This is a genomic window from Streptomyces sp. NPDC040432 (genome assembly GCF_055595445.1).
This window is the reverse complement of sequence record NZ_JBVIVP010000006.1, coordinates 54,451-67,853: the sequence shown is the minus strand read 5'-3', so window position 1 is coordinate 67,853 and position 13,403 is coordinate 54,451. Positions and strand designations below refer to the sequence as shown.

At 71.5% G+C, this 13,403-nt stretch carries 9 protein-coding genes and 2 riboswitches; of the genes, 3 read left to right on the top strand and 6 right to left on the bottom strand.

Going from position 1 to position 13,403, the window contains the following annotated elements:
• Positions 1 to 449 precede the first annotated feature (449 nt).
• Positions 450 to 1,367 (top strand): Twin-arginine translocation pathway signal, encoded by a 918-nt coding sequence (locus ACZ58N_RS15540; RefSeq protein ID WP_471159334.1) that lies wholly within the window; start codon positions 450 to 452, stop codon positions 1,365 to 1,367.
• A gap of 1 nt (position 1,368) precedes the next feature.
• Positions 1,369 to 1,683: a 4a-hydroxytetrahydrobiopterin dehydratase gene (locus ACZ58N_RS15535; RefSeq protein WP_471159332.1), complete on the top strand. Its 315-nt coding sequence runs from the start codon at positions 1,369 to 1,371 to the stop codon at positions 1,681 to 1,683.
• Positions 1,684 to 1,753: 70 nt separating this feature from the next.
• Here the strand turns inward: ACZ58N_RS15535 and ACZ58N_RS15530 are convergent, their stop codons facing one another.
• The 5 genes from ACZ58N_RS15530 to ACZ58N_RS15510 all read right to left on the bottom strand — a co-directional run bounded on the left by ACZ58N_RS15530 (position 1,754) and on the right by ACZ58N_RS15510 (position 7,317).
• Positions 1,754 to 2,578: a carbohydrate ABC transporter permease gene (locus ACZ58N_RS15530; RefSeq protein WP_471160103.1), complete on the bottom strand. Its 825-nt coding sequence runs from the start codon at positions 2,576 to 2,578 to the stop codon at positions 1,754 to 1,756.
• A gap of 62 nt (positions 2,579 to 2,640) precedes the next feature.
• Positions 2,641 to 3,615, bottom strand: coding sequence for a carbohydrate ABC transporter permease (locus ACZ58N_RS15525; protein ID WP_471159330.1), 975 nt, complete (start codon positions 3,613 to 3,615; stop codon positions 2,641 to 2,643).
• 14 nt (positions 3,616 to 3,629) lie between these two features.
• Positions 3,630 to 4,943 carry an extracellular solute-binding protein gene (locus tag ACZ58N_RS15520; RefSeq protein ID WP_471159328.1) on the bottom strand — a complete coding sequence of 438 codons (1,314 nt, stop codon included), beginning with the start codon at positions 4,941 to 4,943 and terminating at the stop codon, positions 3,630 to 3,632.
• Positions 4,944 to 5,152: 209 nt separating this feature from the next.
• Positions 5,153 to 6,646: an MFS transporter gene (locus ACZ58N_RS15515; RefSeq protein ID WP_471159326.1), complete on the bottom strand. Its 1,494-nt coding sequence runs from the start codon at positions 6,644 to 6,646 to the stop codon at positions 5,153 to 5,155.
• Between the two features lie 260 nt (positions 6,647 to 6,906).
• Positions 6,907 to 7,317 carry a Fur family transcriptional regulator gene (locus tag ACZ58N_RS15510; protein WP_471159324.1) on the bottom strand — a complete coding sequence of 137 codons (411 nt, stop codon included), beginning with the start codon at positions 7,315 to 7,317 and terminating at the stop codon, positions 6,907 to 6,909.
• Between the two features lie 264 nt (positions 7,318 to 7,581).
• Between ACZ58N_RS15510 and katG the strand changes: the two genes are divergently transcribed.
• Entirely contained in the window at positions 7,582 to 9,813 is a 2,232-nt protein-coding gene (gene katG, locus ACZ58N_RS15505) for a catalase/peroxidase HPI (RefSeq protein ID WP_471159322.1), read from the top strand.
• 408 nt (positions 9,814 to 10,221) lie between these two features.
• Here the strand turns inward: katG and metE are convergent, their stop codons facing one another.
• Entirely contained in the window at positions 10,222 to 12,543 is a 2,322-nt protein-coding gene (gene metE, locus ACZ58N_RS15500; RefSeq protein ID WP_471159320.1) for a 5-methyltetrahydropteroyltriglutamate--homocysteine S-methyltransferase, read from the bottom strand.
• Between the two features lie 173 nt (positions 12,544 to 12,716).
• Positions 12,717 to 12,937, bottom strand: a riboswitch (cobalamin riboswitch).
• Between the two features lie 306 nt (positions 12,938 to 13,243).
• Positions 13,244 to 13,314: riboswitch (cobalamin riboswitch) on the top strand.
• The last annotated feature ends 89 nt before the right edge of the window (positions 13,315 to 13,403 follow it).

Genomic DNA, 13,403 nt, shown 5'->3' with positions numbered 1-13,403 from the left:
GTCGGGGGCAGCCCACGAGGCCTCCGGAAGCAGCGCCGCCCCGCCCGTCCGCTGACGGTCGGGGCGGCGGCATGTCGGACGCGCCCGTTCGGGGCGGCCGGGGCTGGTCGGAGCGCTCCGGGTAGGGGTGCACCATCCGGCCGAAGCGGCTCGTCAGGGACGCGTACAGGTGAGTGTGGAGGATGAGCGCGTGCCGGCCTTCGTCGACCTCGCGCGTCGGGGCGATCCGAACCATCGGGAACAGGGCGGCCTCGGCGACGAACTTGAGGGCCTCGGTGACGAGACGGCCGGCCATCTCGGGTTCCATGCCCTCGTTGTTGTCGAGGACGGTGGCGCGGACGTCGTTGAACCGGGCGTCCGGGAGGAGCTCCGAGCGGACGGCGGGACCGGGTTGCCGGGGCAGGCGGAGCAGGGTGGTACGGGCGGAGTGGACATGCGCCCCCGCGCTCATGCCCGGACCTACCGCTCGGCAGCACGTCGACCCCGTGCTCATCGACTACTTCCAGCAGCAGTTGGAGTGGCACGACCTGGCCGACATGTTCCTCGGCCCGCACGACCTGATCGGCTCCGTGTCCGCCCAGTACCAACTCATCGACGAGCTCGTTCGGTCCGCGCAGGGCGAGACTCGCCGCGGCCTCCTCCGCGTCGGAGCCGCCTGCGCCGCCCTCGTCGGCCGGCTCCACCAAGACGCGGGGGACCTCGGCGCCGCCGCATTCCGGCGCGGGATCACGCAGGAAATAGCAGCCAGGTCACGAGACCCGCACCTCATCGGCCACAGCCTCGTGAACCTTGCCCACGTGCGCACCGACCTCGGCGACGGACACGGCGTCATCGACCTGTGCGAAGCTGCCCTCGACGACGACCGCCTGTTTCCGAAAGTGCGCATCATGGCGATGCAGCAGCAGGCTCACGGCGCCGGCCTCATCGGCGACCGCACCGCCGTCGACCAGCTCATCGACACCGCAAGTGGCCTGCTCTCCCGGGTTGACGATGACCTGCCCCGGGGTAACGCCCGCCGCCGTACGCCGGGCTACTTGGAGGTGCAGCGAGCCACTTGCCACGGACGCCTCCGTCTCGGCCGCGAAGCCGCATCCTTGTGGTCGCAAGTCCTGGCCGAAGTACCTGCGACCGCCCGCCGCGACCGCGGGGTCCACCTGGCCCGGCACGCCATCGCAGCGGCCGGTGCCAGGGAACCGGAGCAGGCACTGGAGATCGCGCGGGAAGCGGCGGAGATCGCAGCCGCGACCCGCTCCGCCCGAATGGTCCGGGAACCGGCCACCCTGGAGCGGGTCATGCGCCCGTGGCAGGATGCGCCCGTAGGCCGGGACCTTGCCGAGCTCCTGGCGCCCGTGACCGAGGGGGTATGACATGGGTGAGCCGACGCCGATGACACACGAGGAGATCGCCGAGCATTTGGCCGCCCTGCCCGGTTGGGTGCAGGAAGGCGACGCGATCACCCGAACGTACGCGATCCGCTACCACGCCGCGGTGGCTGCGATCGTGACGATCGCCGACCGGTCACGGAGGATTCAGCATCACGCCGATCTCGACCTCCGTATCGATCACCTGCGTGCCTCGATCACCACGCACGACGCGGGGAACCGGCTGACGCGTTCGGACTTCGACTTGGCGCACCGGATCGACGCCATCGTGGCCGCGCACCAGGAACTCCCTCTGGACTGATCCCGCACGCACGAGAGCGCCCCCGCCCGCCGTGGAGGCGGGAGGGGGCCGTGGAGTTGGGTGCCGGGGGTCAGTCCTTCACCGCGCCGCCGAGGCCCGAGACCAGGCGGCGTTGGACCAGGACGAAGAAGATCAGGACCGGCAGGGTCATGACCGTCGAGCCGGCCATGATGCCGCCCCAGTCGTTCTCGTCCGGCTTGAAGAACACCAGCAGGGCCATGGGGAGGGTCGACTGGGAGGTGTCGCTGATGATGAACGACTTCGCGAAGAGGAAGTCGTTCCAGGTGGAGATGAAGGAGAACACGCTCGTCGCCACGAGTCCCGGGAAGACCAGCGGGAAGAGGATCTGCCAGAGGAAGCGGGTGCGGCTCGCGCCGTCGATGTACGCCGCCTCCTCCAGCGCCTCGGGGACCGCCTTCACGAAGCCGCGCAGCATCCAGATCGCGAACGGCAGGGAGAACGCGATGTGGGGCAGGATCAGCGACCAGAGGGTGTTGAGCTGTCCCGTGTCCCGCATCAGGAAGAAGAGCGGGATCGTCAGGGCCTCGATCGGCACCATCTGCGCGACCAGGAACATGATGAGCAGCGTCGTGCGGAAGCGGAATCGGAAACGGGTGACGGCGGTCGCCGCGAGGAAGGCGATCAGCGCGGAGGCGAGGACCACCGAGCCGGCGACGAACAGGCTGTTCGCGAAGTAGCGGCCGAACTCCTGCTGTTCGAAGACGCGGCGGAAGGAGTCCAGGGACGGGGCGAGGGTCCACGGGCGGGCCTCGGTCGACTGGATCTCCCCCGCCGGCTTGAGGGCGGAGAGCACCATCCAGTAGAGCGGGAACGCGACGACCACGGCGACGGTCAGCGCGGACGCCTCGGCCGCGAGTCGCCAGGGGCGGCGGATCCCGAACCGGGACGTCCGCGACGGTCGGGCGGCCGGGCGCGTGGGGAGCGTGCCGGTGGGGCTCACAGTTCTTCTCCCTGCCGTCGCATGAGGCGTAGGTAGACGAGGGTGACGACCAGCAGGATCAGCAGCATGACCACGCCGATCGCCGATCCCAGGCTGTACTGGGAGGACGCGAAGGCCTTCTGGTAGGCGTAGACGTTGAGGACGAGGTTCTGGCCCGCGATGCCGCCACCGGCGGTCATCACGTAGATCTGGGTGAAGACCTTGAAGTCCCAGATGATCGACTGGATGGTGACGACGATCAGGATGGGTCGCAGCATCGGCGCGATGACGGAGCGCCAGGTCCGCCACTGGGAGGCGCCGTCCAGCGAGGCCGCCTCCAGCACCTCGGTAGGGATCGCCCTGATGCCCGCGTACACGGTGACCATGACGAACGGGAACGAGCACCAGACGACTTCGAGGAGGACGAGGGCGAAGGCGCTGAAGCGGCCGTACGTCCAGGAGAAGTCCCCTAGGCCGAGCAACCGGTTGACCGGGCCGTGGTCCGGGTCGAAGAGGAAGACCCAGACGGTGGACCCGGTGACGGCCGGGGTGGCCCACGCGCCGAGCGCCGCCAGCATGAGGGCGAGCCTGGGGAGCGCCCGGATCCGGGTCAGCAGCACGGCGAGCGTGCAGCCGACGGCGAGGGTGGTGACCACGCACGCGGCGGCGAAGACGACGGTCGCGAGCAGGACCTGCCAGAACTGCGGGTCGGCGAAGAGGGTCCGGTAATTGCCGAGGCCCTTGAACGTGGTGGGTTCGCCGCCGCTGACCTGGGCCTGGGTGTATTCGAGGAAGGAGATCAGGCCGAGTTGGTAGATCGGGTAGACCAGCAGCGCGGCCAGGACGAGCAGGGCGGGGGTGAGGTAGAGCCAGGGTGTCCAACGGCTGCCCCGGCGCCCGCCGCCGCGGGTGTGCGGCGGGCGGGGTGCGGGGTGCCGGGCGGTCTTGGGCGATGCTTCGGGCGGCGCGAGGGCCGTGGCTTCGTGCGTCATGTCGTCGGGGCCGGTCAGCCGGCGCTGGAGAAGGCCGCGTCCATCTTCTTCGCCGCGTCCCCGGCGGCGGCGGGTACGTCCTTCTTGCCGCTGACGATCTCCTGGAACATCGTCGGCAGGACGGTCGAGGCGTCGATCTGGCCCCAGCCCGGGGAGGCCGGCACGAACCTGGTGCCCGCCGCGAGGGTCCGCACGAACGGTTCGACGAACGGGTCCTTCTTCGCCACCTCGGCGCGGACGTCGGTGTAGGTGGGCAGGAAGCCCATGGCGTCGAAGAGTTGCCGCTGGGTGTCCTTGCCCGCGAACCGCTTCATCAGGTCGACGGCGAGCGTGCGGTGGGAACTGCTCTTGAGGACACCGATGTTGTTGCCGCCGGCGAAGGCCGGGGCGATCTCGCCCTCCTTGACCCCGGGCAGCGGGACGACGGCGTACTTCCCCTTCACCGCGCCCGCCTCCACGGCCTGGTGGCTGAAGTCGCCGCCGATGGCCATGGCCGCGTTGCCGGAGGCGAAGGCGGTGACGGTGGCGTTGCCGCCCATGGCGGCGCACTTGGCGGCAGGGCAGTTGTCGTCGCCGAAGAGGGAGGTGTACGTCTCGATGCCCTTGCGGGCGGCGTCGCCGTTGATGGTCGACCTGAACGTGCCGCCGCTCTCCTCGGCGAGTTCGCCGCCGTTGGCCCAGATGAAGGGCATCGCGCCGTAGGTGTAGGCGCCGCCGACGGCCAGACCGTACAGCTCGGGCCGGGCCTTGCGGATCTGCTTGGCCGTGGCGACCAGTTCGTCCTGGGTCTTCGGCGGCGCCAGTCCCAGTTCCGTGAAGACGTCGGTGCGGTAGTACAGGGCGCGCACGCCGACGAAGAGCGGCGCGCCGTACACCTTGCCGCCGACGGTGACCGACCTGGCGGCCGTGCCGTCGGTTTCCTTCGCCTCCGGCCAGGCGGCGAACTCCGCGCTGATGTCGGCGAGTCCACCGTCCTTGACGTAGCCGGCGGTGTCGGTGTTGCCGTACTCGATCAGGTCGGGGGCGCTCTTGGGGTCGTTGAAAGCGGCCTTGATGCGCTGGGCCCGGGTCTCGACCGGGATGTACTCGACCTCGACCTTCACGCCGGCGTGCTGCCCGGTGAAAGCGGCGACGGCTCCGTCGACGACCTTCCTCTTCGGTTCGTTGTTGACCTCCTGGAAGAGCCAGACGCGCAGGGTTCCCGACTTCTCGTCCTTCGACGAGGTGGCGCCGGAGGTCTGGGGCGCGCAGCCGGTGGACGTCAGGGCGGTCAGTCCGGTCAGGACGAGCGCGGCGAAGGGTACGGCTATGCGGGAGCGGAGCTTCATGGGCGGTCCCCGGGAGAGAGTGCGAACGCGTTGCACAGGGCGCAACGCCTGTTTCGTAGTGCACAACTTGGAGGAGGCTAGAACGACTCAAACGCCGGGGACAAGTGGTCTCCACCACTCTGTAACCGGACGAAGCATCCCGCGCAACGCGACAGGGCGGATGACACGGCCTCGCCCGCCCCCGGAGGGGGTCCGGTTGGGGCGAAGGATCAGGGGCGCCGGGCGGCCGGACGACGTGCCGCACGGCGGTCGGCGCGGCGGCGCGCGCGGTCGCCGCTCCCGAAGGCGACGACGGTCAGGGCCAGGAGGGTCAGGGCCGTCGCCACCGCGTACGTGATCCGCGTGCCGGTGACGATGGACGCGGGGCCGGCCGTCGTGATGTCGGCGGTCGCCGAGGCGAAGGCGAACACGGCGCCCATGACGGACGCCCCGGTGATGAGGCCCAGGTTGCGGGACAGGTTGAGCACCCCGGACACCACTCCCCTGCGGTCCGCGGGGATCCCGGCCATGACGGCGGTGTTGTTGGCCGTCTGGAAGACCGCGTAGCCGGCCGTGACCGCCACGAGGGGGATCACGTATCCGAACGCCCCGGCGCCTGCCGACGGCGTGGCCAGGGCGGCGGTCCCGAGCGTCATCGCCGCGAGACCGGCGGCGGTCGTACGGTGCGCGCCGAAGCGGTCCGCGAGGCGACCGGCGGGCACGCCGGTCAGCGCGGCGACGACCGGCCCGCAGGCCATGACGAGTCCGGCGAGGGCTCCGGGGAGCCCGAGCCCGCGCGTCAGGTGGAAGGGCCCGACGACGAGGGTCGTCATCATCACCGTCGAGACGAGGGCGCTCGTGACGAGGCCCGGGCCCAACACCGGATCCCGGAACGCGGACGGTCGGATCAGCGGGGACGCGGCCCGGGCCTCCACGCGTACGAACAGGGCCGCGCCGCAGGCGGCGGCCACCAGCAGGGCGGCGTTCACCGCGTCGAAGCCGCCGCGGCCGAGCGTCACGGCGAGGGCGTACGCCCCGAGAGTCAGGGCGAGCAGCAGCGTGCCGAGGTGGTCGAAGCCCACCGGGGCGGCTGCGGATCGGGGCGGGTCACCGGGGAGGTGACGGCGCACCAGGTGGAGGGCCGACAGGCCGGGCGGCACCCCGACGAGGAAGAGGGCCTGCCAGCCGACCGAGGAGACGAGCAGGCCACCCAGGGAGGGGCCGAGGGCGGTACCGATCGCGGAGGTGGTCCCGAGGAGGCCCATGGCGCGGCCGACCCGTTCCTTCGGCACCGTCCCGGTGACGAGGGCCATGGCGAGGGCCGTCATGACGGCGGCTCCCAGGCCCTGCGCCGCGCGGGCGGCGATCAGCAGCCCCAGGGTGGGTGCGGCGGCGCACAGCAGCGAGGAGGCCGTGAAGAGGAGGATCCCGCCGAGCAGCAGGCGCCGGCGGCCGATGAGGTCGCCCAGCCGGCCGGCGCCGACGATGAGGGTGGTGAGGGCGAGGAGGTAGGCCAGGACGATCCATTGGACCGCCTGGAAGGCGGCGTCGAAGGCCTCGGCCATGGCCGGAAGGCCGACGTGGGCGATGCTGGTGCCGAGGGAGGCCGGCAGGACCGAGAGGGACAGGCCGGCCAGGGCCCACCGGGTCGAGGGGGTGGGCGTGCGCGCCCCTCGGGCGGCGGCGCGGACCGGGTCCGGTGCGGAACGTCTGTGCGGGTTCATGCGCGGAGCGTGTGCGCGCGAGCACCGGTCCGGCAAACCTTGTTGCCGGTTCCGGGACGCACGGATACGGGTGCGGACGGATACGGGTGCGGACGGATACGGGTGCGGACGGACGCCGACACGCAAGGACGCGAGCGGGTCACGAGGTCACGAGGACGTGTGCGCACCGGCGCGGGACGGTGGACGGCGGGCCGGGCGGTTCCGGGACGGCGGAACCGCCCCGGACGGCTCCGGGGAGGGCGGGGTACGGCGCGTGGGGCTCAGGCGCAGGCCGGGCAGAGCCCCCGGTACGTGACCTCGACGCCGGCCACGGTGAAGCCGAACCGATCCCCGTCCGGGAGACCGGCGAGGGGATCACCGGCCGGGTGGACGTCACGGATCAGGCCGCAGCCGGTGCAGACCAGGTGCTGGTGCGGGTGGTGCGCGTTCGGGTCGTAGCGCTTCGCGCGGCCGTCGGTGGAGACCTCCGCGACCTCGCCGAGGGAAACCAACTCCCCGAGGGCGTTGTAGACCGTCGCCCGGGAGATCTCCGGCAGCTTCCGCACGGCGCGGGCGTGCACCTCGTCGGCCGTGAGGTGGACGTGATCACCGTCGAGGACTTCCGCGACCACGCGCCGTTGGGCGGTCATCCTCCAACCACGCCCTCGCAGTCGCTCCAGCAGGTCACTCATGGCATCACCCTGTTCGGTCGGGCGGAGGGTTCCCCTGGACCACCGGCGGAGGACGGGAACCCGTGGCACGGAGCTTGGTGTTCTTCTTGACTTGGATTGCGTCCATCGTAGGATCGGATTCATTGACAGCCAAGGGGCAGGACGACTCCAGCGCGGCAGGAGAGGCCACACCCGAGGGCCCGACCGGGGCCCCGCGCCCTGCGCCCCGACTGTTCCACATGCATGCAGTTCCTGAGCACCGTGATCCGGTCCGGAAGGATTCCCATGTCTGAGAACCATGACGCAATCGTCGTAGACGCGAAGGACGGGGGCGGTGGGGGCTGTCCGGTCGCGCACGAGCGCGCCGCGCACCCGACGCAGGGCGGCGGCAACCGACAATGGTGGCCCGAACGCCTCAACCTGAAGATCCTCGCCAAGAACCCGGCCGTGGCGAACCCGCTCGGCGAGGGGTTCGACTACGCCGAGGCGTTCAAGACCCTCGACCTGCCGGCCGTCAAGCAGGACATCGCCGAGGTACTGACGACCTCGCAGGACTGGTGGCCCGCCGACTTCGGCCACTACGGACCCTTCATGATCCGAATGGCCTGGCACAGCGCGGGCACCTACCGGATCAGTGACGGGCGCGGCGGCGCCGGCGCCGGTCAGCAGCGCTTCGCACCGCTGAACAGCTGGCCGGACAACGGGAACCTGGACAAGGCCCGCCGCCTGCTGTGGCCCGTCAAGAAGAAGTACGGCCAGAGCCTCTCCTGGGCCGACCTCATGATCCTGACCGGCAACGTCGCGCTGGAGCAGATGGGCTTCGAGACCTTCGGCTTCGCCGGCGGCCGGGCCGACGTCTGGGAGCCCGACGAGGACGTCTACTGGGGTCCGGAGACCACCTGGCTCGACGACGAGCGCTACACCGGCGACCGTGAGCTGGAAAACCCGCTCGGTGCGGTCCAGATGGGCCTCATCTACGTCAACCCGGAAGGCCCGAACGGCACCCCCGACCCGATCGCCGCGGCCCGCGACATCCGTGAGACGTTCCGTCGGATGGCGATGAACGACGAGGAGACGGTCGCCCTGGTCGCGGGCGGTCACACCTTCGGCAAGACGCACGGCGCGGGCCCGGCGGAGAGCGTCGGCGACGACCCCGAGGCCGCGCCGATGGAGCAGCAGGGCTTCGGCTGGAAGAACTCGTACGGCACCGGCAAGGGTGGCGACGCGATCACCAGTGGCCTTGAGGGCATCTGGACGGACACCCCGATCACCTGGGACAACAGCTTCTTCGACATCCTCTTCGGCTACGAGTGGGAGCTGTTCAAGAGCCCGGCGGGCGCCCACCAGTGGCGTCCCAAGGACGGGGCCGGCGCGGGCACCGTGCCCGACGCCCACGATCCGTCGAAGACCCACGCGCCGACGATGCTGACCACGGACCTCTCGCTGCGCTTCGACCCGGCCTACGAGCAGATCTCACGCCGCTTCCACGAGAACCCGGCGGAGTTCGCGGACGCCTTCGCCCGCGCCTGGTACAAGCTCACCCACCGCGACATGGGACCGCTCGTGCGCTACCTCGGCCCCGAGGTCCCGACCGAGACGCTGCTGTGGCAGGACCCCCTCCCGGCGCTGACGCACGAGCTCGTCGACGCCGACGACGTCGCCGCCCTCAAGGCGCGGATCCTGGGTTCGGACCTGTCGGTGTCCCAACTCGTTTCCGTCGCGTGGGCCTCGGCGGCGTCGTTCCGCGGCAGTGACAAGCGCGGCGGCGCCAACGGCGCGCGCGTGCGGCTCCAGCCGCAGAGCGGATGGGAGGCCAACGACCCGGACCAGCTGGCGACGGTGCTGCGCACCCTGACGTCGATCCAGGAGGAGTTCAACTCCGCCGCCTCCGGGAACAAGCGGGTCTCGGTCGCCGACCTGATCGTCCTCGCGGGCGCGGCCGCCGTGGAGCAGGCCGCCAAGGACGCCGGCGTCGCCGTCGAGGTCCCGTTCGTACCGGGCCGGGTGGACGCCTCCCAGGAGCAGACCGACGTCGAGTCGTTCGCGGCGATGGAACCCGCCGCCGACGGTTTCCGCAACTACCTCGGCAAGGGCAACCGGCTGCCGGCCGAGTACCTGCTGATCGACCGGGCCAACCTGCTGAACCTGAGCGCCCCCGAGATGACGGTCCTCGTCGGTGGTCTGCGCGTCCTCGGTGCGAACCACCAGCAGTCGCGGCACGGGGTCCTCACCACGACGCCCGGGACCCTGACGAACGACTTCTTCGTCAACCTGCTCGACCTGGGTACGACGTGGACGGCCACGGCCGGCGACGGCAACTCCTTCGAGGGGCGTGACGCGGCCACGGGCGAGGTCCGGTGGACCGGCACTCGCGCCGACCTCGTGTTCGGCTCGAACTCCGAGCTGCGCGCGCTCGCGGAGGTCTACGCGAGCGACGACGCGAAGGCGAAGTTCGTGAAGGACTTCGTGGCGGCCTGGGACAAGGTCATGAACCTCGACCGGTTCGACCTCGGCTGACGGTGACGTCCGGGCCGGCCGGTCTTCCCCGGCCGGCCCGGACCGCCCCTGTCCGCACCTCGGTCAGAACTTGACCTTGGTGGTCGAGAAGGTGACGGGCTGCGCCGGGTCGGCGTAGCACTGGAAGGGGTCCCACTCGTTCGTGTCGGGCTGCAGGCGGTCCCAACCGAACGCGGTGTCGGTGAAGCCGGAGCCGCCGGCACGAGGCGCGACGGATGCCGGCCGCGGCCGAGGTGGTCCGGGAGCTGGAGCGTTCGGTGCACGTGCACCGGGCCGCCGCGGCGGCGGCCGGTTCGGTCTGACGTCGCACGGCCGGCGCCGCGGCGGGGTACCGCCGTGGCGCCGGGGAAGGGCGCGGGCCCGAGCGGGCCGGAACGTCGCGACGGGACGGACCGGCCCTCCGGCGCGTCAGGCGACGCCGCCCACCTCCGCCCGGACCTCGCGGGCCGCCGCCACCAGGTGTTCCAGGGAGGCGCGGGTCTCGGTCCAACCGCGGGTCTTCAGACCGCAGTCGGGGTTGACCCAGAGCCGCTCGGCGGGGATGGCTTCGAGGCCCTTGCGCAGCAGTGCGGCGGCCTCGGCGGCCGAGGGGACCCGCGGCGAGTGGATGTCCCACACGCCGGGTCCGGCCTCGCGCGGGTAGCCGTGCTCGGCGAGCTCGGTCGCGACCTGCATGTGGGAGCGGGCTGCCTCCAGGCTGATGACGTCGGCGTCGAGGTCGTCGATGGCCCGGACGATGTCACCGAACTCCGCGTAGCACATGTGGGTGTGGATCTGGGTCTCCGGCCGCACCCCCGAGGTCGTGAGGCGGAACGACTCGGTGGCCCACGCCAGGTAGTCCGCGTGCCCGTCGGCGCGCAGCGGGAGGGTTTCGCGCAGGGCGGGCTCGTCGACCTGGATGACGGAAGTCCCGGCCGCTTCCAGGTCGTTGACCTCGTCGCGCAGGGCGAGTCCGACCTGGCGGGCGGTCTCACCGAGCGGCTGGTCGTCGCGAACGAAGGACCAGGCGAGCATGGTGACGGGCCCGGTGAGCATGCCCTTGACCGGCTTGGTGGTCTGCTCCTGGGCGTACGCCGTCCAGCGGACGGTCATCGGTTCGGGGCGGGAGATGTCCCCGGCGAGGACAGGCGGTCGGACGTAGCGGGTGCCGTACGACTGGACCCAGCCGTGCTGGGTGGCGAGGTAGCCCGTCAGCTGCTCGGCGAAGTACTGCACCATGTCGTTGCGTTCGGGCTCGCCGTGCACCAGGACGTCGATGCCGGCCTTCTCCTGGAAGGAGAGGACCTCGCGAATCTCGGCCTTGATGCGCTCCTCGTACCCGGCGGTGTCGATCCGGCCGGCCCGCAGTTCGGCGCGGGCCACCCGCAGCTCGTCCGTCTGCGGGAAGGACCCGATGGTCGTCGTCGGCAGGAGGGGCAGTCCCAGGTGGGCCCGCTGGGCCGCGGCCCGGTCGGCGTACGGCTGTGCGCGGCGGCCGTCGGCGTCGGTGATCGCCCCGGTGCGCGCCCGGACCGCGGGGTCGCGGGTGATGGGGGACGCCGCCCGGGAGGCCAGGTCGGCGCGGTTCGCGGCGAGTTCGGCGGTGATCGCTCCGGCGCCCTGTCCGAGGCCGCGGGCCAGCGTGGCGATCTCGGCGGTCTTCTGCCGGGCGAAGGCCAGCCAGCGTCGGACCTGGGGGTCGATGTCCCGTTCGACGCCCGCGTCCAGCGGGACGTGCAGCAGCGAGCAGGACGCGGCGACGTCGACCCGGTCGGCGAGGCCGAGGAGGGTCCCGAGGGTGGACAGCGACTGCTGGAGGTCGTTGATCCAGATGTTGCGGCCGTTGACCACTCCGGCGACCAGCCGCTTGCCGGGCAGGCCTCCGACGGCGGCCAGGTCGGCGAGGTTGGTGGCGGCGCGGTCGGTGAAGTCGAGGGCGAGGCCCTCCACGGGCGCCTTCGCGAGGACGGGCAGGGCCTCGCCGAGGCGGTCGAAGTACGAGGCCACGAGCAGCTTGGGGCGCTCGGTCAGCGCGCCGAGCTCCCGGTAGGTGCGGGCGGCCACGTTGAGTTCGGCCGGGGTGCGGTCCTGGACCAGGGCCGGTTCGTCGAGCTGCACCCACTCGGCGCCGGCGGCCTTGAGGTCGGCGAGGACCTGGGCGTAGACGGGGAGCAGCCGGTCCAGCAGGGTGAGGGGCTCGAAGTCGTCGGCGACGCCGGGGGCGGGCTTGGCGAGGAGCAGGTAGGTGACCGGGCCGACGAGGACCGGTCGGGCGGTGTGGCCGAGGTCCCGGGCCTCGCCGAACTCGGTGACCTGCCGGGTGGAGTCGGCGGTGAACACGGTGTCGGGGCCGAGCTCGGGCACGAGGTAGTGGTAGTTGGTGTCGAACCACTTGGTCATTTCCAGCGGCGCCACGTCCTGGGTGCCGCGCGCCATGGCGAAGTATCCGTCGAGCGGGTCCGCCGCGACGGCGGACCGGTGGCGGTCGGGCACCGCGCCGACCATGACGCTGGTGTCGAGGACGTGGTCGTAGTACGAGAAGTCGCCGGTCGGTACCTCGTTGACGCCGTCGGCGGTCAGTTGCCGCCAGGCGTCCGCGCGCAGGGCCCGGGCGGTTTCGCGGAGGGCATCGGCGCTGACGCGGCCCTTCCAGTAGCCCTCGACGGCCTTCTTCAGTTCGCGGTTCTGGCCCTGGCGGGGGTAGCCGTACACGGTGGCCCGTACTGCCGCGGCTGCGTACTCGGTGGTCACGGAACTCTCCTTCGCGAGTGTGTCTCCATGGCCCGGTGACGGGACGGGGACGCGAAGGGTGCCGGAACGGGCGGCTCGTCGGGGACGCGTACGACCGGTACGCGAACGGGAACGATCCGTCCGAAGTGCACGCCGACCCGCCCACGAGGTCACCGGGAAACCGTGCGCGGTCGATCGCGCACGGGCAACGGGCAGGTCTTCGGACTCGCGGGCGTGCCGGCCACTCGGACCGGCTCCTACTGGCCGTCGCTTCCCAGACCCTGACGGGTCCAGTGCGTATGACGGCGGTCGTTCCCACTCACCGCTGCGGGGCAGTCCCGGATTCCCACCGGGTTCCCTCTTACGACGCATCCCGCCTGGCGGACGGGGGCGAACCAGCTGCGGGAGCCACCCTAGGCCGACTCGCTGGAGGAACGGTCCAAAAGTCCGCATGCTGGACGTGTTCGTGAGATGCGCAGCGGGTGCGGCGGGGGCGGCGGCCGGTGGCGGTGTCGCCGTCGACGGTGGGGCGGAGCCGGTGGCGGGCTCCGGGTCCGCGCCGCGTTCCCCCAGGTGAAAGCAGCCGAGGCTACCCGAGCGATCAAGGAGTCGCCAGTCGGACGGATGGCGGGGCGGCCCGTGGGCCGCGTTGCGACGGACGCCACCTTGACGCCCTTGGCCGGACCGTGTTGCACTCCGGCTGAAAAGCACGCAGCACCAGGGGAAGCCGGTCGAAATCCGGCACTGACCCGCAACCGTGGGCCCGGCACCGGCCGGGCGAGTCGGAACACCTGGCGCGCAGTCATGTACACGAGAACGCCGTCGCGGACTACGGCGTGGCCGTCAGCACTTCCCCCACGGCGCGGCCGTGCACGGGGGTG

Excerpts from the sequence above, each read along its gene's own strand:
- ACZ58N_RS15510 (WP_471159324.1), bottom strand. The coding sequence starts at position 7,317 with ATGAGTGACCTGCTGGAGCGACTGCGAGGGCGTGGTTGGAGGATGACC.
- ACZ58N_RS15520 (WP_471159328.1), bottom strand. The coding sequence starts at position 4,943 with ATGAAGCTCCGCTCCCGCATAGCCGTACCCTTCGCCGCGCTCGTCCTG.
- ACZ58N_RS15525 (WP_471159330.1), bottom strand. The coding sequence starts at position 3,615 with ATGACGCACGAAGCCACGGCCCTCGCGCCGCCCGAAGCATCGCCCAAG.
- ACZ58N_RS15515 (WP_471159326.1), bottom strand. The coding sequence starts at position 6,646 with ATGAACCCGCACAGACGTTCCGCACCGGACCCGGTCCGCGCCGCCGCC.
- ACZ58N_RS15540 (WP_471159334.1), top strand. The coding sequence starts at position 450 with ATGCCCGGACCTACCGCTCGGCAGCACGTCGACCCCGTGCTCATCGAC.
- ACZ58N_RS15535 (WP_471159332.1), top strand. The coding sequence starts at position 1,369 with ATGGGTGAGCCGACGCCGATGACACACGAGGAGATCGCCGAGCATTTG.
- katG (WP_471159322.1), top strand. The coding sequence starts at position 7,582 with ATGTCTGAGAACCATGACGCAATCGTCGTAGACGCGAAGGACGGGGGC.